The organism is Micromonospora sp. USAFONa4 (genome assembly GCF_057197825.1).
Genome location: NZ_CM170072.1, coordinates 304,081 through 330,137 on the forward strand (window position 1 = coordinate 304,081; position 26,057 = coordinate 330,137).

21 protein-coding genes and 1 pseudogene are annotated in these 26,057 nt (G+C 75.5%); 7 read left to right on the forward strand and 15 right to left on the reverse strand.

From position 1 onward, the window contains the following. A pseudogene (locus AC0OO9_RS01280) lies at positions 1-516 on the forward strand (4'-phosphopantetheinyl transferase family protein); the annotation flags it as partial. A gap of 341 nt (positions 517-857) precedes the next feature. On the opposite strand, the gene AC0OO9_RS01285 reads toward AC0OO9_RS01280, so the two are convergent. From AC0OO9_RS01285 to AC0OO9_RS01330, 10 genes are all read right to left on the reverse strand, one after another. After that, positions 858-2,243 (reverse strand): class I adenylate-forming enzyme family protein, encoded by a 1,386-nt coding sequence (locus tag AC0OO9_RS01285; RefSeq protein ID WP_484514891.1) that lies wholly within the window; start codon positions 2,241-2,243, stop codon positions 858-860. Between the two features lie 536 nt (positions 2,244-2,779). Then, positions 2,780-3,082, reverse strand: coding sequence for an antibiotic biosynthesis monooxygenase family protein (locus tag AC0OO9_RS01290; protein ID WP_484518111.1), 303 nt, complete (start codon positions 3,080-3,082; stop codon positions 2,780-2,782). 83 nt (positions 3,083-3,165) lie between these two features. Continuing rightward, positions 3,166-4,413, reverse strand: coding sequence for a beta-ketoacyl synthase N-terminal-like domain-containing protein (locus AC0OO9_RS01295; RefSeq protein ID WP_484514893.1), 1,248 nt, complete (start codon positions 4,411-4,413; stop codon positions 3,166-3,168). Next, positions 4,410-5,684 (reverse strand): beta-ketoacyl-[acyl-carrier-protein] synthase family protein, encoded by a 1,275-nt coding sequence (locus tag AC0OO9_RS01300; RefSeq protein ID WP_311412659.1) that lies wholly within the window; start codon positions 5,682-5,684, stop codon positions 4,410-4,412. Before AC0OO9_RS01300 ends, AC0OO9_RS01295 begins: the two co-directional genes overlap by 4 nt. 115 nt (positions 5,685-5,799) lie before the next feature. After that, positions 5,800-6,204 carry a cupin domain-containing protein gene (locus AC0OO9_RS01305; protein ID WP_132234732.1) on the reverse strand — a complete coding sequence of 135 codons (405 nt, stop codon included), beginning with the start codon at positions 6,202-6,204 and terminating at the stop codon, positions 5,800-5,802. Next, positions 6,197-6,922: an SRPBCC family protein gene (locus tag AC0OO9_RS01310; protein ID WP_484514896.1), complete on the reverse strand. Its 726-nt coding sequence runs from the start codon at positions 6,920-6,922 to the stop codon at positions 6,197-6,199. Before AC0OO9_RS01310 ends, AC0OO9_RS01305 begins: the two co-directional genes overlap by 8 nt. Continuing rightward, entirely contained in the window at positions 6,919-8,298 is a 1,380-nt protein-coding gene (locus AC0OO9_RS01315; RefSeq protein WP_484514898.1) for an acetyl-CoA carboxylase biotin carboxylase subunit, read from the reverse strand. Before AC0OO9_RS01315 ends, AC0OO9_RS01310 begins: the two co-directional genes overlap by 4 nt. Before the next feature lie 13 nt (positions 8,299-8,311). Beyond that, positions 8,312-8,866, reverse strand: a complete 555-nt coding sequence (gene accB / locus AC0OO9_RS01320) for an acetyl-CoA carboxylase biotin carboxyl carrier protein (RefSeq protein WP_484518112.1) — start codon at positions 8,864-8,866, stop codon at positions 8,312-8,314. A gap of 203 nt (positions 8,867-9,069) precedes the next feature. Continuing rightward, positions 9,070-10,791, reverse strand: coding sequence for an acetyl-CoA carboxylase carboxyltransferase subunit alpha (locus AC0OO9_RS01325; protein WP_484514899.1), 1,722 nt, complete (start codon positions 10,789-10,791; stop codon positions 9,070-9,072). Beyond that, positions 10,788-11,126, reverse strand: coding sequence for a TcmI family type II polyketide cyclase (locus tag AC0OO9_RS01330; protein WP_132234740.1), 339 nt, complete (start codon positions 11,124-11,126; stop codon positions 10,788-10,790). Before AC0OO9_RS01330 ends, AC0OO9_RS01325 begins: the two co-directional genes overlap by 4 nt. 417 nt (positions 11,127-11,543) lie before the next feature. Between AC0OO9_RS01330 and AC0OO9_RS01335 the strand changes: the two genes are divergently transcribed. The 6 genes from AC0OO9_RS01335 to AC0OO9_RS01360 all read left to right on the forward strand — a co-directional run bounded on the left by AC0OO9_RS01335 (position 11,544) and on the right by AC0OO9_RS01360 (position 17,468). Next, complete coding sequence (locus AC0OO9_RS01335; RefSeq protein WP_484514901.1) at positions 11,544-12,353, forward strand: AfsR/SARP family transcriptional regulator; 810 nt, start codon at positions 11,544-11,546, stop codon at positions 12,351-12,353. Between the two features lie 122 nt (positions 12,354-12,475). After that, entirely contained in the window at positions 12,476-12,826 is a 351-nt protein-coding gene (locus AC0OO9_RS01340) for a TcmI family type II polyketide cyclase (protein WP_151456453.1), read from the forward strand. A 15-nt stretch (positions 12,827-12,841) separates the two neighbouring features. Further along, entirely contained in the window at positions 12,842-14,191 is a 1,350-nt protein-coding gene (locus AC0OO9_RS01345) for an FAD-dependent oxidoreductase (RefSeq protein WP_327028665.1), read from the forward strand. Between the two features lie 287 nt (positions 14,192-14,478). Next, entirely contained in the window at positions 14,479-15,711 is a 1,233-nt protein-coding gene (locus AC0OO9_RS01350; protein ID WP_484514903.1) for a hypothetical protein, read from the forward strand. 350 nt (positions 15,712-16,061) lie between these two features. Beyond that, complete coding sequence (locus AC0OO9_RS01355; RefSeq protein ID WP_091630565.1) at positions 16,062-16,268, forward strand: hypothetical protein; 207 nt, start codon at positions 16,062-16,064, stop codon at positions 16,266-16,268. Positions 16,269-16,508: 240 nt separating this feature from the next. Continuing rightward, complete coding sequence (locus AC0OO9_RS01360) at positions 16,509-17,468, forward strand: TIGR03557 family F420-dependent LLM class oxidoreductase (RefSeq protein ID WP_484514905.1); 960 nt, start codon at positions 16,509-16,511, stop codon at positions 17,466-17,468. A gap of 117 nt (positions 17,469-17,585) precedes the next feature. Here AC0OO9_RS01360 and AC0OO9_RS01365 read toward each other — a convergent pair whose 3' ends face one another. The 5 genes from AC0OO9_RS01365 to AC0OO9_RS01385 all read right to left on the reverse strand — a co-directional run bounded on the left by AC0OO9_RS01365 (position 17,586) and on the right by AC0OO9_RS01385 (position 25,973). Next, complete coding sequence (locus AC0OO9_RS01365; RefSeq protein ID WP_484514907.1) at positions 17,586-19,118, reverse strand: right-handed parallel beta-helix repeat-containing protein; 1,533 nt, start codon at positions 19,116-19,118, stop codon at positions 17,586-17,588. Positions 19,119-19,289: 171 nt separating this feature from the next. After that, positions 19,290-21,383, reverse strand: coding sequence for an APC family permease (locus AC0OO9_RS01370; protein WP_484514908.1), 2,094 nt, complete (start codon positions 21,381-21,383; stop codon positions 19,290-19,292). An 84-nt stretch (positions 21,384-21,467) separates the two neighbouring features. Continuing rightward, entirely contained in the window at positions 21,468-21,869 is a 402-nt protein-coding gene (locus tag AC0OO9_RS01375; protein ID WP_484514909.1) for a hypothetical protein, read from the reverse strand. 327 nt (positions 21,870-22,196) lie between these two features. Further along, entirely contained in the window at positions 22,197-22,967 is a 771-nt protein-coding gene (locus AC0OO9_RS01380; RefSeq protein WP_484514910.1) for a DUF5995 family protein, read from the reverse strand. A 111-nt stretch (positions 22,968-23,078) separates the two neighbouring features. After that, on the reverse strand, positions 23,079-25,973 hold the full coding sequence (locus AC0OO9_RS01385; protein ID WP_484514911.1) for a helix-turn-helix transcriptional regulator: 2,895 nt from the start codon (positions 25,971-25,973) through the stop codon (positions 23,079-23,081). Positions 25,974-26,057 lie beyond the last annotated feature (84 nt).

Here is a 26,057-nt window from a genome sequence, read left to right on the forward strand (position 1 = left end):
GTGAGCCGGTTACCGGTGCCCGGTCGGGACACCGCGTACGTGTGGATCGGCCGGGGCGTCGGCGGTCGGCCGGTCCCGGCCGGGCGGCTGTTGCGGCGCGCGGGTGCCGCGCTGCTCGGCCGCGCGGAGGCGGAGATCGTGGTGGAGCACGGCCGCGACGGGCGTCCGCTGGTCACGGTGCCCGGCGCGGGGGCCCGGTTGGAGCTTCCGGTCAGCGTCAGCCGGGCCGACGGGGTGGTCGCGGTCGCTGCCAGGGCGGCCGGCCCGGTGGGGATCGACGTGGAGTGGTGCCGTCCGCTGCCCGCGCTGGCGCTGGCCGGGCGATGGTTCGCGCCGGCCGAGGCGGCGTGGCTGGCGGGGCGCGACGCCGACGGGCGGGCCCGCGACTTCCTGCGGCTGTGGACGGCGAAGGAGGCCGTGGGCAAGGCGCTCGGGGCGGGGCTGCGCGGCGGCGGCCTGCGGCGGCTCATGCCGGTGCCGGAAGACCCCGACGGGGCGCTGCGGCCGGAGGCCGACGCCCTCGATGCGGCGCTGCGACCGGGGACCGCTGGCCTCGATGCGGCGCTGCGACCGGGGACCGCTGGCCTCGATGCGGCGCTGCGACCGGGGACCGGCGCCTTCGACGGCGCGTGGCGGCTGGTGCCCGAGGCCCTCGACGGGGCGCTGGGGCCGGCGCCCGGCGGCAGGCGCCTGCGCGTCGGGCATCCCCGCGTGGGCGGGGGCCTGGTCCTTGCGGTCGCGGTGGTCGCCGACGAGGCGGTGCCGCTCCACGTGGTGTCGGTCGGGTCGCTGCTGGTCCGGGCGGTGCCGGTCGGGGCGGTGCCGGCCGGATCGGACGGGGCCGCGCGGTGCCGCGCTCACGTGGCGGCCGCCCGCAGCGCGTCGGTCGAGCGGACCAGCTTGCCGGTGGTGGTACGCGGCAGCTGATCCACCAGACGCAGGGTGCGGGGGCGCTTGTAGCCGGCCAGCCGCTCGGCGATCAGCTTGTCGAGCACCTCCTCCGACAGCGGCCCGTCCGGCTGCACGTAGGCGGTGATGCCGCCGTCGAAGACGACCACGGCGGCGGCGACGCCGGCCAACCCGGCGACGGTCGCCTCCACCTCCGTCAGGTCGACCTTCAGACCTCCGACGGAGACCTGCGAGTCGAGCCGCCCGCGAACGGTGACCAGGCCGGTGTCCGGGTGCACGACGCCGGCGTCGCGGGTGCGCAGCCAGCCGTCGGCCCAGCGGGTGGGGTCGCTCAGCCCGACGTACGGCGACGCGGGGCAGCTCACCCACAGCTCGCCGTCGACCTCGCGGACCTCGACGCCGGGCGCCGGGGCGATGGACGGGCGGTGCCGGCCGTGCAGGTCGGTGCCGATGACGCCGACCTCGGTCATCCCGTACATGTTGCCCAGCGGCACGCCGTACCGGTCGGTGAAGGCGCGGGCCACGGCGGCCGGCACCAGCTCGCCGCCGGTGGTCATCCGCTTGAACTGCGGCAGCGCTCCGGTGGGACGGGTGGAGGCGAGCAGTCCGATGTGGAACGGCACGCCGAGCACCGTGGCCGGCGAGTCGGCGGCGGCGATCGCGGCCAGCACGGCGTCGCCGGCGAGCCGCTCCGGCGGCACCAGCTCGACCCCGGCGTGCAGGCCGTAGAGCAGGCCGCCGACCAGGCCGAGCACGTGCACCATCGAGGGCAGCAGGACGATCCGCTCGCCGGGCAGCGCCACCCCGTCGATGCGGGTGTAGCGGCGAACCTCGGCGACCAGGTCGTCGGCGGTACGGCCGATCACCTTGGACGGTCCGGTGGAGCCGGAGCTGAGCTGGATCACCGCGTGCCCGCTGACCGCCGGGCGGTCGGCGTACGCGGTGACGCCCTCCGTGACGTCGACGAAGATCCGCAGCCCACCGCCGCCGGTGCGGACCGGGGCCACCACCACCTGCGGGGTGAGCCGCGCGAGCGCCCGGTCGACCTCGTGGTCGGTGAGCCGGTGGTCGAGCAGGATCGCCTGCGCCCCGCTGCGCCAGGTGGCCAGCAGGTTCACCACGTACGCCAGCGAGGGCGGCAGCCGCAGCGCGACTGCGCCCCCGGGGCGCAGTCCGGCGGTGCCGAGGCGGACCTGCGCGTCGGCCACGAGCCGCCGCAGGGTGCCCCGGTCGACCGGTTCGGGAAGTCGGAGACAAATGTCGGCCGGACGGCCTTCGAGCAGAATTTCGTCAACCCAGAGCGGGTCTGTCGCCGCAGGATTTCCCGTCGCCACTACCGTTCACCGCCCAGCCTCAATTAGGGCGGAACCGCCCATAAGGTGTGCCTGTCGGGGTGCTGCGGGGAACCTTACGACGCCGTCCGGATGCATAGCTAGATGCAAATGGCTAGATCAGAAAGGGCGGCCGGCCGGATTGCCCACGACCGGTTCGGCGGGCAGTATCGGGCGTGTACGTCGACTGAGGGTATCCGCCGGATGACCCGTCGTGCGTACGGCGCGGCACGCCCACCGGACGGCCGATGGTGCTCTTCAGGCGCGTCGGTACGGCCACCCGGGGCGAGCCTGAGCGGTGCTGCCGCACGGGCGGGGTGGGACTGCCGCACGGGCGGGGCTCGACGGCCGCACGGGCCGGGCCGGACGGTGCGGCTGCGCGGGCGGTGGCTGCGCGACGGGCCGCGCCACAAGCGACATGTGCCGGGGCGACATGCCGGCGTGTTCCACTCGTGCCTCGCGGCCAGCCGGTGAACAGCCACCGACCCCTCACCTGCGGGCAAGACAGCCAGTGAGGGGAAGAACAGCCGAGACGGAGATCAGGGCCGGGACGTGGCGGGGGTCTGGGCGTGGATGAGGAAGCGCAGCGACCGGGCGTCGGTGAAGCACTCCCGCATCGGCCGGACCAGGTCCCGGTGCTCCGGGCTGCGTTCCCACGCCTCGAAGTCGGCCAGGCTCGCCCATTCGCTGGTGATCAGCCACTGCTCCGGGTCGGCCGACGACCGGCAGACCTGGTCGACGAGGTGCCCGGCGACGCCCCCGGCCACCAGGTGCCGGACCGCCTCGTACGCGGCCAGGAACGCCTCCGTACGCTCCTGCGGCACCCGCACCAGGAACACCACCCGGGCCCGCTGCCCGTTCGCGTCGACTGTCCGCTGCGCCCCGACCCGGGACCCGACGGGCGCCGTACCCGTGACCTGCTCGCTCACGGCGTCACTCCCCTCTGCGGCGCGGCCCCACGCAGGACCAGCGCGCTGTTGAAACCGTCGAAGCCGCGGGCGCAGACCAGCGCCAGGCGGCTGCGCGGTCGCCGGTGTTCCCGCAGGAAGTCCAGCTCACAGCCCTCGGCCACCTCGTCCGGGCCGGCGGAGGCCGGCAGCGTGTCGTGGCCGAACGCGAGCAGCGCGGTGGCCACGTCCAGCGCCGAGCCGCCCTGGTGCGCGCGGCCGGTCAGCGGCTTCTGGGTGCTGACCGGGGGCGGCCGGTCGCCGAAGACGGCGCGCAGCGCCACGGCCTCGCTGCGGTCGTAGCGGGGCACGCCGAGCGCGTCGGGCAGCACCACGTCGACCGTCTCCGCCCCGACGCCGGCCCGGTCCAGGGCCAGCCGCATGGCGCGGGCGTACTGGATCGGGTCGCCGGCGGTGTCCGGTCCGGTGTGGACGGCGTCATGGGTGGCGCCCCAGCCGGTCACCTCGCCGTACACGCGGGCGCCCCGGGACAGCGCGTGGCCCAGCTCCTCCACCACGAACACCGCGCCGCCCTCGGCGGGCAGGTAGCCGCTGGCGGCGGCGTCGAACGGCCGGTAGGCCCGCTCCGGGTCGGCCACGTCGCTCAGCAGGCCGGAGCGGAGCTGGCAGGCCAGGGCGTACGGGCTCAGCGGGCACTCGGTCGCCCCGGCGATCACCACGGGCGTGCCCCGGCGTACGGCCCGCGCGGCGTGCGCCAGGCTGTCCAGCCCGCCGGCGGTCTCGGCGACCAGCACCCCGCACGGCCCCTTGAACTGGTGGTGGATGGAGAGCTGCCCGACGCTGGCCGCGTAGAACCAGGCGATCGACTGGTACGCCCCGACGGTGCGCGACGGCCCGCCCCAGAGCCGTTGCAGCTCCCGCTGCCCGAACAGGTTCCCGCCCGACGAGCTGGCCAGCGTCACGGCGTAGCCGTACGGGTCGGGGGCCCGCTCCGGCAGGCCGGCGTCGGCCAGTGCCAGCCGGGTGGCGGCGAAGCCGAGGTGCGTCCAGCGGTCGGTCTGCACCAGCCGGCGGTTGTCGGCGTACGCGGCGGCGTCGAAGCCGGGCACCTCCCCGCCGTGGCGGGTGGGGTAGCCGGCGGGATCGAAGAGCGTGATCGGCCCGGTGCGGCGGGTGCCGGCGAGCACGGTACGCCAGTGCGCGTCCACGCCGATCCCGCTGGGCGCGACGACGCCGATGCCGGTCACCACGGCCCGCGCGGTCACGGCAGCACCCGCCCGGGCAGCCTGCGGAACACCATCGCCGACTGGAAGCCGCCGAACCCGCTGCCCACCGAGAGCGCCACGTCGACCGGCAGCTCCCGCGCCTCGTTCGGGACGTAGTCCAGGTCGCACTCCGGGTCGCGGGTGCTCCAGTTGGCCGTCGGCGGCACCACGCCGTACTCCACGGCCAGCGCGCACGCGGCCATCTCGATCGAGCCGATCGCGCCGAGCGAGTGCCCGACCATCGACTTGATCGAGCTGATCGGCACCCGGTACGCGGCCTGGCCCAGCGCCCGCTTGAAGGCGGCGGTCTCGTGCCGGTCGTTCTGCCGGGTGCCCGAGCCGTGGGCGCTGATGTAGGAGACCTGCTCGGGGGCGATGCGGCCCTGCTTCAGGGCGGCCGAGATGGCCAGGCCCATCTCCAGCCCGTCGGGCCGCAACCCCGTCATGTGGTAGCCGTTGCTGCGGCTGGCGTAGCCGGCCACCTCGCAGTAGACGTGCGCGCCGCGGCGCGCGGCGTGCCCGACCTCCTCCAGCACCAGCACCGCCGCCCCCTCGGCGAGCACGAAGCCGTGCCGGTCGGCGTCGAACGGGCGGGAGGCGTGCGCCGGGTCGTCGTTGTCCGGGCTGGTCGCCTTGATCGCGTCGAACGAGGCGACGGTGACCGGGGAGATCGGCGAGTCGGCGGCCCCGGCCAGCACGACGTCGGCCTCGCCGTCAGCGATGAGCTGGTGGGCGTACCCGATCGCGTCGATGCCGGAGGTGCAGCCGGTGGAGACCACCTGCGCGGGGCCGTGCAGTCCGTGCCGGCACGCCACGTCCGCGGCGAGGCTGCTGGGCACGAGCGCCTGATAGAGGTACGGGCCGCCGCGCCCGGCGTCGACCAGCCACCGGCGGCCGGTGTCGCTGACCGTGACGTACTCCTGCTCCAGGGCGGTGGTGCCGCCGACGGCGGTGCCGAGCACCACGCCGGTGCGGTCCCGTTCGGCGTCGGTGAGCTCCAGGCCGGCGTCGGCGAGGGCCTCGGCGGCGCAGGCGAGGGCGAACTGCACGTACCGGTCGGCGCGCCGCAGCTCGTCTCCGGTGAGGCCGGCGGCGACCGGGTCGAAGTCGCACTCGGCGGCGATCTGGGAGCGGAAGGCCGACGGGTCGAAGAAGGTGATCCGCCGGGTCGCCGTACGCCCCTCGGTGATGGTCTTCCAGAACCGGTCCCGGCTGGCGCCGCCGGGGGCGACCACCCCGACGCCGGTCACCACCGTGCGGCGCCCGCTCACGACGACACCTCGGTTCGCGACTGCGGGGCTCGCAACCCCGGCCCACTCCTCGCGCTCACGGGAGCCACCTCGGTTCGCGACTGCGGGGCTCGCAACCCCGGCTCACTCCTCACGCTCACGATCCGCCTCGCTGTTCGACCAGTTCGGTGTCGACGTGACCGAGTTCGGGGCGGGGTGCCAGCGGCCCGAGGTGGAAGACCACCTCGGCCGGCTCGTCCCCGGTGTTGCGCAGCCGGTGCCGGACGTTGCGCGGCACGAACAGCGCCTCTCCGGCGGCCAGCGGCACCGGCTCGTCGTCCAGGTCGACGGTGATCGTGCCCCGGGCGACGTAGAGGAACTCCTCGCTGTACGGGTGGTAGTGCTCGGCGATCCGCTCCCCCGGGCGCAGCGTCGCCACCCCCATGAAACCCGAGGTGCTGCCGACGGTCTTGGGGCCGAGCAGCACCCGCAACTCGCCGCCGCGGCGGCCGTCGGGCGCGACGTCGGCGGCGGCGACCAGCCGCAGTGTCGGCTCACTCATCGCCGGCTCCCGTCGCCCGGCCGGCGCCGGCGAGCCGCTCGATCTTCTCCTTGATGACGGCGAGCTGCACCGCGCTGTTGGCGTTGATCCGGTCGGTCATGCCCGCGTCGTCGACCGGCGCGGTGGGTTTCATCGCGAAGTCCTGCACCCAGGTCATCCGGGTTCCGCCGGGCTCCTCGGTGTAGCGCCAGTGGATGCGCATGTACTCGAACGGCCCCGTCTCCACCCGCCGGGCGTCGACCTGCCGGGTGACCGGGTCGGCGGTACGTTCGCTGACCCAGCTCCACACCGTGCCGTTCTCGTCGGGGTGCATGGTGAGCCGGAACCGCACCGTGTCGCCGTCGCGGTGCAGGATGTCCGCGCGGGCGTACTCGGTGAAGAGCTGCGGCCAGTTGGCGACGTCGTTGGTGACGTCCCACACCAGCGGCAGCGGCGCGGCGATGAGCACGCTGTTCTCGGTGTGCCCGGGCTGGTCGGCGTGGCGGGCGACCAGCTCGGCGACGCCCGTGATGCTGAGCTGCCCGGCCTGTTCGGGGATCTGCACCTGCCACCGGTCGGCGACCACGGCGGAGAGTTCGAGCAGCGCCAGCGAGTCCATGCCGAGTTCCTCCAGGGACGCGGCCGGGGCGCGGGCGGCGGCGTCGGCGTCCAGCCCGCAGTTGGCCACCAGGATGTCGGTGATCTCGGCGGTCAGCGGACGGCCATGGGTGACTGTCATCGGAGCCTCCTGTGGTGTGCGTCGGGCGGGCCGGCGAGCAACTGCTCGACCAGGCCGGTGGAGTAGCGGCCCTTGCGGAATCCGGCGTCGTCGAGCACCCGCCGGGCGAACGGGATGGTGGTGCGGACCCCGGGGCCGGCGATGTCGAACTCGTCGAGGGCACGTTCCAGCCGGTTGAGCGCAAGCTCCCGGTCCGGCGCCCAGACCGCCACCTTGGCCAGCAGGGAGTCGTAGTGCGGGCCGAACACGTAGCCGGCGTGGCCGTGCGTGTCGACCCGGGTGAACGGGCCGCCGGGCGGGACGAAGCGCTCCAGCCGGCCGGGCGTCGGCGCGAAGCCACGGTCCGGGTCCTCCACGTTGACCCGGCACTCGATGGCGACCCCGTGGAACCGGACGTCCTCCTGCCGCCAGCGCAGCGGCACCCCCGCGGCGATGTGCAGCTGCTCGTGCACCAGGTCGATCCCGGTGATCATCTCGGTGACGGGATGCTCGACCTGGATCCGGCAGTTGATCTCCAGGAAGTGGAACCGCTCGTCGGGGTCGACGAGGAACTCCACGGTGCCGGCGCCGGTGAAGCCGGCGTGCAGGGCGCCGCGCAGGGCGCACTCCGCGATGGCCTCCGAGGTGCCGGCCGACAGCGCCGGGGCGGGCGCCTCCTCCACCAGCTTCTGGTGGCGGCGCTGCACCGAACAGTCCCGGGTGCCCAGGTGCACGCCGTTGCCGTGGGAGTCGCACAGCAGCTGCACCTCGACGTGCCGGGCACCGGTCAGGTACCGCTCGACGTACACCCGGTCGTCGCCGAAGGCGGCCTGGGCGGCGGCGCGGGTCCGCGCGTACGCCCGGGGCAGTTCGGCCGGGGTGGCCACCACCGTCATGCCCCGGCCCCCACCGCCGGCCGCCGCCTTGACGATCACCGGGTAGCCGACCTCGGCGGCCACGTCCGCCGCCGCGGCGGCGGTGGGCACCGGCGCGACGCTGCCCGGCGGCAGGGGCAGCCCGGCCCGGCGCATCAGCGCCCGCGCCGAGGACTTGTCGGCCAGCACGGACATCACCTCCGGCGGCGGGCCGATGAAGACCAGGCCGTTGTCGGCGCAGATCTCGGCGAAGTCGGCGTCCTCGGAGAGGAACCCGTAGCCGGGGTGCACCGCCTGCGCGCCCACCTGCCGGGCCGCCTCCACGATCGCGGCGGCGTTGAGGTAGCTGCGCCGGCTGGCCGCCGGCCCGATCCGTACGGCCTCGTCGGCCAGGCGCACGGCGGCGGAGTCGGCGTCCGCGGTGGAGTACACCACCGCGGTACGCACGCCCAGCTCGCGGCAGGCGCGCAGGACCCGCAGGGCGATCTCCCCCCGGTTGGCGATCAGGACCTTCTCGAACATCGCGCCCCGCCCCTCACGCCGGGTCCAGCGCGACCAGCGGCTGGTCGTACTCGACCGGGTGGCCGTCGGCGGCGAGGACCTCGACGACCCGGCCACCCCGGTCGGCGGTCACCTCGTTCATCAGCTTCATCGCCTCGACGATGCCGACGACCTGCCCGGGACGGACCAGGTCGCCGACGGCGACGAAGGGCGCGGCGCCCGGCTCCGGCGCGCGGTAGAACGTGCCGACGATGGGCGACCGCACGGCGTGCCCCTGCGGCGGCGCGGCGGTCGGCGGGCGTGCCGGGCTCGCCGTGGCGGCGGGGGCGGTCCCGGGCGGGGCGGCGTGCCACTCCACCTCCAGCACCGTGTCGCCGCCGCGCAGCCTGATCCGCCGCAGCGGGCCGGGCAGCTCGGCCGCCAGGTGCCGGGCGTGCCACCGCAGCCCGGTGAGCACGCTGTCCACCCGCTGACCCGCCTCCACACCGGACGCCGTCTTCACGCCGGACGCCGTCTCCGCGTCCGACGCCGCCTCCGCGCCGGACGCCCGCGCGACGCCAGGTGGCGGCTGCGGAGGAGGTGCCGGCACCGGACCGGCGGCCCGCTCGACGTCGGGCGACCGGGCCCCGTCAGGCGAGCGGCCCGCGTCGGGCGCGGGTTGCGGGCCGGGCGCGGGCTGCGCCTGCGGCGTCGGGTGGGCGTCGGGGGCCTTCCGGGTGCCGGGGGCCGGCACCGCGACGACCGCCGCCGGCCCGGATGCCGGCGGCACGGCGGCCCGGATCGCGCCGGCGCTCACCGGGCACCCGCCCGGGCGCCGAGGCGGGCGGCGCCGAAGCGCCGGAAGCGCTGCCGCCGGCGGCGGACCAGCGTCGCGGGCGGCACGTCGAGCAGCGGCAGCAGGTGCGCCAGCACCGCCTCGCGCAGCGCCCGGGCGGCGGCCTGCGGGTCGTGGTGGGCGGCCGGGGCCGGCTCGGGGACGAGGTCGTCGACGATCCCGAGCCGGCACAGGTCGGGGGCGGTCAGCCGCAGCGCGCGGGCCGCCTGCGGCGCGGCGCCCCGGTCCGGCCAGAGGATCGCCGCGCAGCCCTCCGGGCTGATCACGGAGTAGACGGCGTGCTGGAGCATGAGCACCCGGTCGGCCACCGCGAGCGCCAGCGCACCACCGCTGCCGCCCTCGCCGGTGATCACGGCGACGACGGGGGTGGGCAGCACGGTCAGGGCGAGGATGTTCTCCGCGATGGCCGCCGCCTGGCCCTGTTCCTCGGCCCGCACGCCGGGATCCGCCCCGGGGGTGTCGACGAGGGTGACCACCGGCAGGCCGATGCGGGCGGCGAGACGCATCAGCCGCAGCGCCTTGCGGTGCCCCGCCGGGCTGGCCATGCCGAAGTTGCGCCCGACCAGCTCGGCGGTGGTGTGTCCCTTCTGGTGGCCGATCACCATGACGGCCCGGCCGTCGAGCCGCGCCAGCCCGCCCACCACCGCGGGGCAGTCCGCGCCGAGCCGGTCGCCGTGCAGCTCGACGAAGCCGTCGAACGCCGTCTCCAGGTAGTCCAGCGTGGTCGGACGGCCCGGGTGCCGGGCCAGCCGTACCGTCTCCCAGGCGTCGCCGCCCGGGCCCGGCGCCGTCGTCGCGGCGGCGCCGCCGGCGGGGCGCGCCACCAGCGGCGACGGCTCCTGCCGGGGTACGCCGGGACGCGCCGCGGGCCGCCGCCCGGACCGCGCGGCGGCGAGCAGCGCCACCAGCCGGCCCCGCAGGGCGTGCCGGGGCACCACCATGTCGACCTGGCCGTGCCGGAGCAGGAAGTCGGCGGTCTGGAAGCCCTCCGGCAGGTCCCGGCCGGTGACCTGCCGGATCACCCGAGGGCCGGCGAAGCCCATCCGCGCGCCGCTCTCGGCGAGCACCACGTCGGTGTTGGTGGCGAACGAGGCGGCCACGCCCCCGTACGTCGGGTCGGTGAGCACGCTGACCGTGAGCAGGCCGGCCTCCCGGAGCGCGGCGATCGCCTGGCTGACCGTGGCCATCTGCATCAGCGACAGGGTGCCCTCCTGCATCCGCGCCCCACCGGAGGCGGTGACGAGGACCAGCGGCACCCCGTCGGTCAGGGCCCGCTCGGCGGCCAGGGTGATCAGCTCCCCCACCACGCAGCCCAGGCTGCCGCCGAGGAACCGGAAGTCCATCACGGCGAGCACGCACGGCTGCCGCCCGACGGTGGCGGTGCCGCAGACGACCGCCTCGGCCAACCCGGTGCCCGCGCGGGCGGCGGTGAGCCGGTGCGGGTACGGCAGCAGGTCGACGAAGCCGATCGGGTCGACCTCGGCCGGCCGCTCCGGCAGGGCGGTGAACGACCCCGGGTCGACGAGCTGGAGCAGCCGCTCGGGCGCGTCGACCCGGGCGTGCGCCCCGCACTCGGGGCAGACGTCGAGGTTGCGCCGCAGCCGCTTGCGGTAGAGCAGGGTGGCGCAGCCACCGCAGCGGGACCAGAGTTGCCCCTCGCGGGGCGCGGTGGCGGTCACGACGACCGCCCGACGGGCGCGGCGTCGAAGCGGTAGAAGCAGCGGGCCATCGCGTCGCGCGGCTCCCGCCACGTCGGCAGGTACGGCGACACGTACGGCTGCAAGCGGGCACTGACCCTGGCGAACTCGGGGTGTCCCCGGGCCGCCTCGACCGCTGCCCCGCCCGGCGACTCCGTCTCCAGCAGGTGCACGTACAGGTCACCGAGCCGGTAGAGCGACCGGTGCCGGACCCCGACCAGGCGCGGCAGTTCCGTCGCGTCGGAATCGGCGAAGATCTCGGCGACGCGCGCCTCGGCGCTCGGCACCACCTTCGCGACGATCAGCGAACGGTCCATGGACGGGCCTCCCTCCACGGCATCGGGCGTCGGTGACGACGGCACCGGCCTAGCCGGACGACTGGCGACACGATCCGGCCCCCGGCGTCACGGCGGCGTCACCGGCGACCGCCGGGTGGCGACGCAGCTTCCGTGACGCTGCGTTGACGCCAGCTGTGTACCCGCTGTGCGGCACCGATCATCCGGTGTGGACTATCCGCAGTTAGGAAGGGTTCTCGTGGACGCCGGCAGGCAAGCGCCATCCCGGACAAGACATTGACCCAGAGTGACCACTATTGATAATCTTCGTCACGGTCAGCCCGGCGGCCGCGGCGTGCGACGCCGTGCCGCGGCGGAGCGATCCGACAGTGGGGTCATGGGCAGCCGCGCCGGGGACAGCAGACGAGTCGGGACGAGCGTTCCGCAGGGGGTGCCGCCGTGGCCGCTGATCGATCGACGCCGACCACCGTTTGCCGTGCCGACGCCGAGATCTCCCTGCACCTGCTCGGCGGGTTCCGGCTGCTGCACGGCGACGCCCCGGTCGTGGTGCCGCGCGGCCTGCAACGCGTCATCGCGCTGATCGGGCTGCGCCCCGGCGCCACCCGCAGCAACCTCGCCGGCCTGCTCTGGCCGGACACCCCCGAGGACCGCGCGCTGTCGTCCCTGCGGACCGCGCTCTGGCGGCTGCGCCAGGACCCCTGCTGCCCGATCACCACCTCCGGCGACACGGTCGCCCTCGGCCCGGCCGTCCGGGTCGACGTCGACGCGCTCGTCGGCACGGCCGCGCGGGTACGCGACGGCGACGACCCCTGCGCCGCCGCCGCGCTCGCCGCCGGCCGACACGACCTGCTCCCCGGCTGGTACGACGACTGGGTGCTGGCCGACCGGGAGCGGCTGCGCCAGCTGCGCCTGCACATGCTGGAGGATCTGGCCGGCCAGCACCTGTCGGCGGGCCGCCACGGCGCGGCGCTGGAAGCCGCGTTGGAGGCGATGGCCGCCGAACCCCTGCGCGAGACGCCGCACCGGCTGGTGGTCCGCATCCACCTCGCCGAGGGCAACGCCTTCGAGGCCGTGCACGCCTTCTACGTCTACCGCGACCTGCTGCTGCGCGAACTGCGGCTGGAGCCCTCGGCCGCGATGACCGCCCTGCTCGACGACACCCTCGCGCCGATCCGCGAGGCCACCCGTACCGCCCCGGCCGGGCCCCGCCGGCCACCGGCCAACCGGATCGCGCCCCGCGCCCGCTGACGCGGCGTCACCGGCGCGGCGGGGCGAGTGACGGACAGGTGACAGTCGCCGGGGCACGGTGGGCGCACAACAGTCCGTGGTCTGCGACATGGTCGCGGAGCGCCACCGGCGAGAGGGGTCCCATGAGCCGTCTACTGATCGTCAGCAGGATCATCCCGGGTGCGGAGGGTCGGGTGGCGCAGATCTTCGCCGAGTCCGACGCGACCGAACTACCCGCCCTCACCGGGGTCCGGCACCGGTCCCTGTACTGCCTGCACGACCTGTGCGTACACCTGATGGAGACCGCCGACGTGGCCCCCGACGCGTTGGCCGAGGCCCGCAACCACCCGCTCTACCGCCAGGTCAACGAGCGGCTCTCCGCGCACACCACGCCCTACCTGCCGACCTGGCGCTCGCCGCGCGACGCGATCGCGGGCTGCTTCTACCGGTGGGACGCCGCAGACGCGGCGGCGTCGTCGCACCCGGCCGGCTGAACGGGGGCGGTCGCCATGTCGTCCAGACCACCCCACGTCCTGATCATCGGGGCCGGCACGGGCGGGCTGTGCCTGGCACACGGCCTGCGCCGTGCCGGCATCAGCGTGGCCGTCTACGAGCGGTACCGCACCCGCGGCGAAGGGCTGCTCGGCTACCGGGTCGGCATCGGGCCGACCGGCAGCCGCGCGCTGCGCGAGTGCCTGCCGCCGGCCCTGTTCGACGTCTACCTCGCCACCTGCGCCCGTTCCCCCCGCTACTTCAACGTCATCACCCAGGGCATGCGGCGCACGGCCTCGTTCACGCTCCGGCCGGACACCGACCCGGTGAACACCGAACGGTCCGTCGCCCGGATGACCCTGCGCCAGGTCCTGCTCACGGGCATGGAGGACGTCGTCCACTTCGACAAGGCCTTCACCCGGTACGACCAACGCGACGACGGGACCGTGACCGCGCACTTCGCCGACGGCAGCACCGCCACCGGCGACCTGCTGGTCGCCGCGGACGGCACGCACTCGGCGGTACGCCGCCAGTACCTGCCGCACGCGGTCACCCGCGACGCCGGCACCATCAACATCGCCACCCGCATCCCCCTGACCCCGCACACCCGGGGGCTGCTGCCCGAGCGGATCGAACAGGGCATCTCGCTGATCTTCGGCACCGGCGGGATGATGGGCGTGCTGCACGTGATGGAGTTCAAGTGGGACCGCGACGGCGCGCTCAAGCCCGGCGTCGATCCCGCCGACGCCGAACTGCTGCGCGGCTGGCCGGGGCTGCGCCACGACAACACCCGCGACAACATCAACCTCGTCGTCTGGAGCACGGCCCGCCGCTTCCCGAGCGATGTCATGCAGCTGCGCGGCGAGGACCTGGTCCTGCTCGCCCTGCGACTCACCCGAAACTGGCACCCCCACCTGCGCGAACTGCTCGCCCGCAGCGACCCGGGCAGTGCCCTGCCCATCCGGGTGTCCACCAGCGAGCCGGTGCCGCCCTGGAAGAGCAGCACCGTCACCCTGCTCGGCGACGCCATCCACACGATGACGCCGGGACGCGGGGTGGGCGCCAACACGGCCCTGCGCGACGCCGCCCTGCTCTGCCGCCAGCTGCGGCTGGCCGCCACCGGAGACAAGACGCTGCTCCAGGCGGTGGCCGACTACGAGGCCGCGATGGTGCCGTACGGGTTCGCCCGGGTCGCCGACTCACTCAACCGCAGCGGCACCAGCGGGGACGACCGGATGTACAAGCCGGTCGTCGGCCGGCTCGCGCTGCTCGGCGCGCGGGGCTACTTCGGCGTCACCAGCCGGGTACCCCGCCTGGCGCGGCGCTTCGTCGACGACTTCTACAGCTACCGGGGCGAGGAGGACTGACCGTCCGACCGGGACCCCGGCGCCGCCAGTGGGCGCCGGGGTCCGCGCCTGCCCGCCCACCGCCCACCGCCCGCCCCGACTTGGACACGGACGCCGCGACCCTCCGTCGCCCCGACGGACACCGCCCGTCGCGACCCGTCCCGCCGCCACGGTGGGCACCCGGTCCTGCCTGTCGGCGTCGTCGGGCGTGTGCGAAGCTGCGGCGAGTTTTTCTCGCGGGTTTCCGGACGTGAACGATAGGGAGGTTTGCCGTGGCGTGGTCTTTCGGGCACTGGCTGATACTGATCGTGGCTCTGTTGGTGGGTCTGGCGGGCGGCTGGTTCGGGCGCGGCCGGCGGGACGCGGCGGCCGCCACCCACGGCTCCCCCATGGTGGACGGTGACCCGGTCGCCGGCATGACCGCCGTGGTGGTCGACCCGCCGCCCGTCGCCACCCTGGACGAAGCACGCCCCGAGGTGATCGTGGACCCCGCGCGGGAGGCGGTCGCCGACCGCGTCCCCGCCGCGCCCGGCGTCGACGCCCCGACCGACGCCGACCCGGGCAGCACCGACGCCCCGAAGGCCACGGTCGTCGCGGCCGACGCGTCCCGGGCCGACGACGTCGACCCGGCCGACATGGCGCTGACCGGCGACCCGGTGCCGGCGCCCGACGCCGACCCCGTGCCGTCCGCCACCACCACCGACGTACGGCCGGAGCACGAGGTCGTGCTGCCGGTGGCCGCCGAGGTGACCGGCCCCGTCGACCGCCGCCCGGCGGAGGAGCCCGCCCCGAGCGCCGACGCGCAGCCCCTCCCGGCCGCCGCGACGCAAGCCCTTCCCGCCGCCGACGCGGAGCCCGTCCCGGCCCCCGCCACCTCGGCGCCGACGAGCGTGACCCCGGCCGAGCCGGAGACCGCACCCTTCCCCACCGCCGCCGGCCCGACCGAGCCCGTTGCTGAGCCCGCTGCCGTGGCCGGCTCCGCCGTCGAGCCGGAGCCGGCCGACGCACCCGCCGAGCCGGAGCCGACCCGCGCCACGCCGGTCGAGCCGGCCACGGCCGCCGCCACTCCGGTCGAGCCCACCCCGGTCGAGCCCACCCCGGTCGAGCCCACCCCGGCCGTCACCACCGCGGTCGAGCCCACCCCGGTCGCCGCCGACACGGTCGAGCCGGCCACGGCCGCCGGCGCATCCGTCGAGCCCGAGTCGACGCCGGCCGACGCGCCGGCCGCGCCGGTGGTCGTGCCCTCGCCGCGCGGCGAGGTGGACGCCCCGGTCGCGACCGACTCCGACGCCGCCGACGACTTCCGCCGGATCCAGGGCGTGGGCCCGAAGATGGCCGCGGCGTTGCAGGCGGCCGGCATCCGGACGTACCGGCAGCTGGCGGAGCTCGACGAGGCCGCCCTGCGGGAGACGATCCGGGCGGCCGGGCTGCGGGCCGCGCCGAGCCTGGCGACCTGGCCGCAGCAGGCGAAGGTGCTCGCCGGCGCCCCGCAGGAGGCGGCCGCCGCCCTGCCGACCCCGGTGGGCGGCGCGGACGCCTGACCGTGCCGCCCCGGCTGCCGCGTTCCGCGTCGGCGCCGGACGGCGGTACCGGATGGATCGGGTACCGCCGCACGACCGATCCGCCGTCGCCGACATCGCGGCGCCCGAGCCACGGGCGCCGCGATGTCGGCGTTCGGGGCCGAACCGCGAGGAGATGACGGCGCATCGGCCCCCGCCGGCGCCGGCCAGCCGCCCGGCCCCGCACGCACGCCACCACCGCCCCCGCGGCCCGTCCGCCGACTGTCGGCCGTCCGCCGCGCCGGTTCCCCGGCGGCGGGACCGTTAGCCGTTCATCGCGATTGGGTACAACGCCCAGCACCTCGATCCACCACACCTTTGCGGAGGCAGCGATGCGCGGCACGTCGATATTCGGAGTCCTGGTCGTCATCTGGCTGATCATCGGCGCGGTCGCCGCCGGGCAGCGCGGCTACTACAGCGGCGACGACACGAACTGCGCCGAGGCCGGCACGATCCTGGTGACCATCGTGGCCGGGCCGCTGAACTACATCGGGGCCAACCCGAAGGTCGACTGCGAACTGCCACAGCCGTCCAAGTAGGACACACTCCTCCGGCCCGCGCCCACTCGGGGCGCGGGCCGAGCCGTGTCCGGGGTACACCACGCCGGCTCCCCCGCTCCGTCCCTCGCGCCGACGCCGGCCACACCGCGTAAGGCGTCCTAGGAGGCTGGGTCATCGGGGGCGGCGTCCCGGGGCCGGCCGCGCGGCCCGACGTTTGTCGACCCCCGCCACGGGAACCGGCGTTGCGCCACCAGCGCCGCACGGGACGGGAGCACCGGCATGAGGATCGGCTACAAGCTCGCCTCGGAGGGATACGGACCGCAGGAGATCATCCGACAGGCCGTCCGGGCCGAGCAGGCTGGCTTCGACTTCGTCGAGATGAGCGACCACTTCCACCCGTGGCTCGACACGCAGGGGCACTCGTCGTTCACCTGGAGCGTGCTCGGGGCGGTCGCGGCGAAGACCGAACGGATCGGCCTCGCGACGGGGGTGACCTGCCCGACCGTCCGGTACCACCCGGCGATCATCGCGCAGGCCGCGGCGACCCTGGCGCTGATCTCCGGCGGCCGGTTCACCCTCGGCGTCGGGGCCGGGGAACGGCTCAACGAGCACGTGGTGGGGCAGGGCTTTCCCAGCGTACGCGGGCGACACGAGCGGCTCCGCGAGGCGCTGGAGATCATCCGGCTGCTCTGGCAGGGCGGCTACCACTCGTTCGAGGGCAAGCACCTGCGCCTGGAGGACGCCCGGATCTTCGACCTGCCGGAGACCCCACCGGTGATCGCGGTCGCCGCGAGCGGCCGGTCCTCGGCCACGATGGCGGCGGAGCTCGGCGACGGCCTGTTCGTCACCGAGCCGAAGGCGTCGATCGTCGAGCACTACCGGCAGGCCGGTGGCGACGGTCCCCGCTACGCCGAGGTGCCGATGGCCTGGGCCACCGACGACCAGCAGGCCGTACGGGCGGTGCTGGAGACCAGCCGGTGGATGGTGACCGGCTGGAAGGTGATGAGCGAACTGCCGAACCCGGTCAACTTCGACGCCGCCAGCGCGTACGTCGAGGAGCGGCACGTCCGGGAACTGTTCTCCGTCGGGCCGGACCCGGAGGCGCACGTGGCGGCCGTCCGCCCGTACGTCGAGGCCGGCTACGACCACGTCGTGCTGCAGAACGCCGGCCCCGACCCGGACGGCTTCCTCGACTTCTTCGCCGGTGACCTCGCCGCCCGGCTGCGCGCCCTCGGCTGAGCCGTCCGCCACCCGGGGCGCGTCCGGCACCCTCCGCCGCGATCGCGATGATCGCCGGCGATGCCGGACGCGCCCCGGGCGGGGCGGGCCGTCCCGGTCGGGACGGCCCGCGACGGGTCACCGGAAGCAGTTCGCGACCGGCACCCGGCTGCCCTCGCAGTTGGTCGGCTCGTTGTCGATGACGTCGGTCTCGTCGTCGACCTTGAACTGCGCCTTGTCGACGAGGAGGCCGCCCGGCTTCACGGTGGCGACGTTGCCGGTCACCCTGCTGGAGTACAGGGAGAGCCGGCCCTGCGACGCGAAGACGCCGCCGCCCGTGGACTTCGCACCGACGGCGTGGTTGCGCTCGATCTCGCTGCGGCGCAGCAGGACGTTCGACTTCTGGGCGTGGATGCCGCCGCCGGAGCCGCGCGCCGTGTTGCCCGACACGACGCTGTCGTCGAGCGGGAGCAGGCCCTGGACGGTGGAGATGCCGCCGCCGTTGCCCGTGGCGGTGTTGTCGCGTACCTCCAGGCCGCGCAGGAAGATCAGCGCGTCCGAGTTGGCGATGCCGCCGCCGGTCTGGGCGGTGTTGCCCACCACCTTCGTGTCGGCGACCCGGGTACGGGCCGAGAAGCTGGCGACGCCGCCGCCCTGCGCCGCGTTGTTGCGCGCGAAGGTGCTCGAGTGCACCTCTGCCGCGCCCCGGTAGTTGGCGAAGCCACCGCCGTACGCGACGGCGCTGTTGCCCCGGAACTGCGAGTTCTCCAGGCTCAGCACGCCACCGTTGAGCAGGCCCCCGCCCTTGCCCGCGGTGCCGGCGGCGTGGTTGTCGACGAACGTGCTCCCGGTGACCACCAGGTGCCCGTCGTTGAAGATCCCGCCGCCGCCCCCCTCCGCCGAGAGGGAGGTGCTGTCGACGATCGTGGTGCGCTCGACCACGGCGGACGCGCCGTGCACGATGTGGATGCTGCCACCCTCGGCGGCGGAGAGGCCGTTGCGGAGCACGACGTCGGAGAGCGTCAGTTCCCCGCCGTCGCGGACGGTGAAGAACCGGAACGCCTCGGCGTGCCCGTTCCGGACGATCGTGGCCCCCTCGCCCCGGACGGAGATCGGGTGGTAGATGACGGGCAGCCCGGCCCGGTCGTGCTGCGGGTTGCGCAGGGGCGCCTCGGCGTCGCCGGGGTTCTCGGCGCTGTCGGCGGTCTCCCGGGCGTCGCGGATCCCGCCGTCGTACTCGTCGGGCTGCTGGAAGGCGTGCGTCAGCTCGTACGTGCACTTCGGCGCCAGCCGCAGGTCGGCGCCGCCCTCGGCGTTGGCCCGGACCAGCGCCGAGATCAGCTTCGTCGGGTCGCACGGCACCGCGACCTCCGCGCGGTTCCCCTGGCCCGGCCGTCCGGGGCGGTCGTGCGGCTGCCCGCCGCGCCGCTCCTCGCGCGCCTGGTCACGGTCCTCGACGGCGTCGCCGCGGGGCCATCCGGAGTGGTCGCCGGCCCACTGCGACGGCGACGGCGAGGCGGTCGGCGAGGCGGTCGGCATGTCCCGGTCGGCGGCGAAGGCGGCGCCGTCCGTGAGCCCGGCCGCCCCCGCCACCAGGCTGCCCGCCACGAGGCCGCCGGCTAAGAACCACCTCGACCGCCGCCTGAGTGGTGCCCCTTGATACGTCGTCATCAGGCTTCCCTGCCTCTCGTGCGTGCGTGACACGGCCGCGTCGAACGGGACGCGGGGCGGCTGACGTCGCGACAGCCACCGGAGGTCACGATACGGACGACAATCGGGCAAGTCCGTCAAACATGAATAAGCGAACTATTCACCTCGACAGGGGCGAGGGAGCGCGCGCGGTCAGCCGCCGACGTGGATGCCGGGCCGACGGGCGGGGTCCGGCTCGGACTTGCGGATGATCTCCCGCACGACGGGCGGGGTGTCGCCGCGGCCGAGGATCAGGTAGCGCAGCAGGTGCGCGAGCGGGTTCCCCTCCGACCACTCGAAGTGGGCGTGCGGCCGTACGCCGGTGGCGTCGCGCAGCGCCAGCAGGATCGCCGCGATGGCGTTGGGGACGGCCGGGCTGCCGGCCCGCAGCACCCGGAAGCCACCCACCTCCACGCCGCGCACCCGCAGCACCTGACTGAAGTCCGACGGGTCGACCACGTCGATCTCCAGGAAGAGGATGTCGCCCTCGCCGGGCACGGGATTCATCGACCGCTGCGCCCGTTCCTTGACCGTGTACTCCTTGACGGCGCCGCCGGCCCGCTTGTGCGCGATGAGGTGCAGCCGGCCGTCGTGCGCCACCGACTCGGCGATGAACCGGCGGGCCGGCTCGTCGAACTCGATCCGGTCCGTGCGCAGCTCGGTGGTCCGGGTCACCCGCGAGACCAGCGAGACGACCACGATGCCGAGGACGAACAGCGCGGAGATGGCGATGCCGTCCGGCTTCGCGACGACGTTCTCGGCGAGGGCGTACAGCAGGACCAGGGTGAGCACGGCGAAGCCGCCGGCCGCGACGCGTTCCCGGCGGCGGGCCGCGGAGATCGTGACCGCCACGGCGGCGGAGACCATCATCGCGAGGATGCCGGTCGCGTACGCCCCGGCCTGGTCGTTGACGTCGGCCCGGAAGATCAGGGTGATCGCGACGCTGACCATGGTGTAGACGATCACGACCGGCCGCACGGCCCGGGCCCACTCCGGCGCCATCCCGTAGGTGGGCAGGTAGCGGGGCACGATGTTGATCAGGCCGGCCATCGCGGAGGCGCCCGCGAACCAGAGGATCAGCGCGCTGCTGACGTCGTAGACGGTGCCGAAGGTCTCGCCGAGGCGCTCGTGGGCGAGGTACGCCAGCGCCCGGCCGTTCGCGGCCCCGCCCGGCCCGAACTCCCGGGCGGGGATCAGCACGGTGGTCACGAGGGTGGTCGAGACCAGGTACACCGACATGACCAGCGCGGCGGTGGTGAGCAGCCGGCGGGTGTTGCGGATCCGCGCCGCCAGCCGCGCCTCGCGGTCCGCGCCCCCGCCCGCCACCAGCGGCATCATGCTCACCCCCGTCTCGAAGCCGGAGAGCCCCAGCACCAGCAGCGGGAACGCCAGCACGGCGGTCACCGCCACCTCCCCGGGGCCGCCACCGGCCGTCAGCGCCGCGGTCCAGTCCGACAGCGGCCGCGGGTCCGCCGCGATCCCGGCCAGCCCGTCCGCCACGATCACCGCGTTCAGGGCCAGGAAGACCGCGACCAGCGGGACGGCCACCGCGACCGCCTCCCGGAAGCCGAGCAGGAACACCCCGCCGAGGACGAGCAGCAGTACGACGGTGACGCCGACAGCCGCGCCGGTGCCGCCGACACTCTCGGGCAGGTGCGGGTTCTCCAGCAGGTGCACGGTGGCGTCGGCCGAGGAGAGGGTGATCGTGATGATCCAGGAGGTGGCCACGAAGCCGAGCAGGACCAGCACGAAGATCTTGCCGCGCCAGAACGGCAGCAGCCGCTCCAGCATCGCCACCGAGCCCTGCCCGTGCGGGCTCTCCCGGGCCACCCTGCGGTACATGGGCAGCATGCCGAACAGCGTCAGCGCGACGATGAGCAGGGTGGCCAGCGGGGAGAGCGCCCCGGCGGCCACCGCCGCGATCCCGGGCAGGTACGACAGGGTGGAGAAGTAGTCCACCCCGGTGAGGCACATGACCTGCCACCACGGCCGCGAGCGGGCCTGCCCCTCCACCGCCTCGGGGCCGACCGGCTGCACCTGGTGCGCGAACAGCCACCGGCGCAGCGGGCTCAGCGGCGCGGCGGGCCGGGCGGGGCTGGCCTGCGCCTCGGGGACGGCGACCGGGCGCCCGGCGCGGTCGCCGGGGCGGGTGGGGTCGCGGGCGGCGCGCAGGTCCCGTGGCGGGCCGGCGGGCGGCGGCCGGCGACCACGCGTGCGCCGCGACCTCGGCCCGTGCTCGTCACGCATGCCCCTCCCCACCCTCGGCCGTCCTGACCCGACCGTAGGCGGTCGCCGGCCGGCCGCCCGCCCGAACGGTGAAGCCGGGACGGCTCAGTCGCCGTCGCGGGCGGCCAGCACCCGGGCCAGGGCGTCGGGATCGGCCACGGTGACCGTCGCCCCGGGGTGCCGCAGCCACCCGCCGGGCAGCAGGGCGGGCACCGGCTCGGCGAAGCGCAGGCAGAGCCCGGCGGCGGTGCTGCTGGCGAAGGTGACGCCGGCGTCGGCCAGCGAGACGCGCGCGCCGATCCCCCGCCACCAGCGGTACGGCCCGGTGGGCGCGACGTCGACGACGTTGCCCCGGGCGGTGCGCAGCTGCCACGGGCCGAACCGGACCACCAGCTCGGCCCGGTCGACGCCGACCCAGGCGGTCGCCGGCCGGACGCCCACCAGCGCGAGCGCCGGCCGGAAGACCGGGTCGAAGCGGAACGCGAACCGGTGCGCCTCGCCGGTCATCGCGCGCCGCCCCGGGCGGTGGGTCGGGCGGCGCCCGGTCGGGCGGGACGGGACGGGGCGACGGGCCGGGGACGGGGTCGGGCGGCGGGCCGACGGGCCGGGTGACTCATGGCGCGGGCGTACCCCGTGCGGGCCGGCCGACACCCCCCGGGCCGGCCGACCCGCGAACCCCTCGTCCCGTCCCGGGCCGCGCGGACCCCCCGGGCCGCGCGGACCGTTCCCCGACCCGGGCTCGCCGCCCCCCGACGAACGAGCCCTGGTCCGGCGGGACGCGTCCCCGCGCTCCGCCGGGTGCCGGGTGCGGAGCGCGGGGACCCCCCGTCACGGCTACTGCAGGAACGCCCCGAGGGGCGAGAGCAGCAACCGACCGAGCGCCGCGGCGGTGTCGTCCAGCCGCGCGCGCTCGCACTCGTGGGCGGCCGGGTCGTGCCGGCACCGCCAGATCTTCTGCGCGTTGCGCCAGGCGACGTCGCGGGTGTACTCGACCAGTTCCCCCTGGTACCAGTCGTCGATGTCGCCGTTGAGCATGTCGATGAGCAGCTGCCACCGCTCCAGGTAGCCGCGCCGCAGACCGGGGATCTTGTCCGCGAAGATGTTGTTGATCTCCAGGTAGTCGCGGTGCTGGTCGGTGCCGTCCACCGGCTCCGACTCCAGGCTGTCGAACGTGGTCACCAGCGCGAACGGCAGGTCGAAGTTGATGTGCGCGTTCACCCCGGCGGCCGCCGACGGCAGCGGGCGGGCGTCCGGCCCGCGCATCCGCTGGAACAGGCAGGCCCAGGCCTTCGGCGTACCCGGGCTGGAGTCGGTCCACAGCCGCATCGCGTCGAAGTAGCGGCCCGCGAACTCCACGTCGAGCCGGGACAGGAACACCGGGTCGGCGAACCGGTCGTCGTAGAGCCCGTTCAGCACGCTCTCGGTGATCGTCAGGTACAGCCGGTTGAAGTCGGCCAGCGGGCAGCTCGCCTCCAGCGGAGGCAGCCGGACCAGCATGTCCTGGAGCTTGGTGAGGTGGTCGACCACCGCCGGCACGTCGGCCGGATGGTCGGCGAGCAGATCGACGATGTCCCGATGCACGGGCCCCCACACCGGTTCCGTCATCTCTCCTCCACAGTGGTTCCCCCGGCACCCCCGTGCCGTCGGCGACGCAGCACAGCCTGCCAGCCGGCGACGGCCGGCCGGATCAGTAGAACGACGTATCCGCGCCGCGCGTCAGCCGGGCCGGTTGCGTAGGAAGATCGCGCTGGCCTGCACCCGGGTGCGGACCTGGAGCTTGTCGAAGATGTGCGAGACGTGCACGCCGATGGTGCGCTCGCTGATGAACAGCCGCTGGCCGATCTCCCGGTTGGTGAGCCCCTCGGCGACGGCGGCGAGGACCTCCCGCTCCCGGGCGGTCAGCGCCGCCAGCTCGTCGCCGTCCGCCCCGGCGGCCGGAGCGCCGGTGGCCGGGCGTTCCTCCAGCGACACCCGGGCCCGGCCGGCGAGGGTACGGATCTCCGAGGTCAGCGGCACCGCGCCGAGCCCCTGCGCCACCTCGTACGCCTGGCGCAGCAGCTTGGCCGCCGTGGCGCTGCGGCTGCGCCGGGCCAGCAGCGCCTCGGCCTGCCGCAGCCGCGAGTAGGCCGCCGGGTAGGGGTGGTGGCGGCGGTCCCACTGCGCCACCGAGCGGGCCCACAGCTCCGGGTCGCTGCTGTCGAGGCGGCTCACCTCGGCGGCGCACAGCGCCAGGAAGCCGTCCACCACGTCGCGCACCGGGCGGGCGGCGTGCCCGCTCTTGCGGGCGACCCGGTCGGCCACCTCCCGCAGCCGCCGCACCGCCGTCGGGTCGACGGCCACCGTGCGGCCGGCGTGCGCCTCGGCCTCGGCCCGCAGCCCGTGCCACACCAGCGCCGCGAGGATGCCCACGTCGTCGGAGCGGCTCTCGGTCAGGCCGCGCTGCACCGCCTGCCGGGCCAGGTCGTGTCGGCCCTGCCACATGGCCAGCCCCGCCCGCAGGGTCAGCAGCGGGATCACGTGCCGCGCCCCGCCGCCGGCGAGCATCGTGGCCACCGCGTCCAGGTCGCGGTCCGCGGCCTCGACGTCGCCGTAGCCCACCGACAGCCGGCAGCGTGCCAGCAGCAGCTCCACCGCGTCCGCGCCGGAGGGGCGGTGCCGCAACGCCGCCGCGACGACCTTCTCCGCCTCGGCCCACTGCCCGACGCGGAACAGCCCGTTCGTGGCGATGGCCAGCAGCCGGGTCTCGTACGTGCGGCCCAGGCCGAGCTCGGCCATCCGCTCGGCGCCCCGGCGGGCCACCACGACGCCCTCCTCCAGCACGTTCAGCGGGCCGGTCAGCAGCTCGGCCAGGTGCAGGTACGCGCACGCCACGTCCTCCGGGCGACCGGAGCGCTCGGCGGTCTCCAGCGCGCGGCGCATCACCGCCAGCCCGGCGTCCGGGTCCTCCAGGTACGCCTCGGAGAAGCCGAGCGCGGCGCTGGCCAGCACCACCTCCGACGTGGAGCCCGGCACCTCGGCGGCCAGCTCCAACGCCTCCCGGGCCCGCCGGCCCGCGTCGGCGTACCGGCCGAGGTGCAGCAGCAGCTCGGCCAGGTGTGCCGCGGCAGTGGCCCGCTCCCGGGGCGTGCAGTCGGCGGCCTCCAGGGCCAGCCGGTACTCGGCCTCGGCCGGCGCCGAGCGGCCGGCGGCGGCCAGGTAGCGGGCCCGGCGGATGCGCAGCGCACAGGCCGACGGGTCGGCGTCGGCGGCGGCCAGCTCCTCGATCAGGGTCAGCGCCCGGGCGTGCTCGCCGCAGTGGTGGGCGGCCTCGGCGGCGTGCCTGAGCAGCGTGACCCGGTCCACGTCCGGCGGTGCGACGCCCGGCGCGGCGGCCAGCTGCAACGCGACCGACCAGTGCCGGTGCGCCTCGGCCCAGCCGTGCAGCCGCTCGGCCTCCCGGGCCGCGGCCATCGCCGCCGGCAACGCCCGCGCCGGCTCGCCGGCCAGCCGCCAGTGGTGCGCCAGGCGCGCCTGGTGCAGCTCCGCCGGGGCCGCGGTGAGCGCCTCGGCGTAGCGGCGGTGCAGGGCGGCCCGCTCGGCCGGCAGCAGCTCGTGCTCCAGCACCTCGGCGACCAGCCGGTGCCGCAGCCGGTAGCCGTCGTCCGCGCTCACCAGCAGCCGGTGGGCGACCGCCGCCCGGGCCGCCTCGATCAGCTCGTCCTCGGGCAACCGCACCACCCGGGCCAGCAGCCAGTGTGCCACCGGCTCGACGCCGGTCGCCACCGCGTGCACCACGGCGTGCGCGTGCTGCGGCAGCGCGTCCACCCGGGCCAGGAAGATCTCGCGCAGCGTGTCGGAGAGCCCGTCGCGGCCGTCACGCAGGTCGCGGGCCAGCTCCTCCACCACGAACGGGTTGCCGCCGCTGCGCCGCCACACCAGCTCCGCCGCCTCGCCGGTGAGCGGCCGGCCGACCACGGCGGCCGCGAGCCGGTCGGTGCCGGCCCGGTCCAGCGGGGCCAGGTCGAGCACCCGCACCGTACGCAGCCGGCGCAGCTCGGTGAGCACCCGGCGCAGCGGGTGCGCGCCCTGCAACGACTCCGCCCGTACGGCCGCGAGCACCGACAACTGGAGGTCGCCCAACCCGGCCAGCAGGTAGAGCAGCAGCTGGCGGGTGCTGCGGTCGACCCACTGGAGGTCGTCCAGGACGAGCACCAGCGGGCGCCCCTCGGCGATCAGGTGCAGCCCCCGCGAGACCCGCTCCAGCAGCGCCCCGGCGCCGTCCGGGCCGGCGGTCTCCTCGGCGAACACCCCGAGGAGGTCACGGACCGCCGAGGACGTCCGGGCCTGGGAGCCGGCCAGTTCGGCGTCGAGGCGGCGCAGCGCCTGGAGCAGCGGGTGCAGGGGCGACGCGTCGCCGATGTCCAGACAGGAGCCCGTGAGCACCAGGGCCCCGGCGTCGCGCAGCCTGGTGCCCACCTCGCGCAGCAGCCGGGTCTTGCCGACGCCGCTCTCGCCGGTGAGGAAGACGGCGGCGGTGCTCCCCTGCGTGACGTCGTCGAGCAGCACGGACCGTACTGTCGTCACCAGGTCGGCCCGGCCGACGAGTGGTGCGGTGTCCACGTCGCTGGCCATGGCACGCAGCCTAGTCAAGTGCCCCCGAACCGTTCTACGGGTCTTTCGCGCCTGTGGTACTCCTCGCGTCGACATCGCGACCGA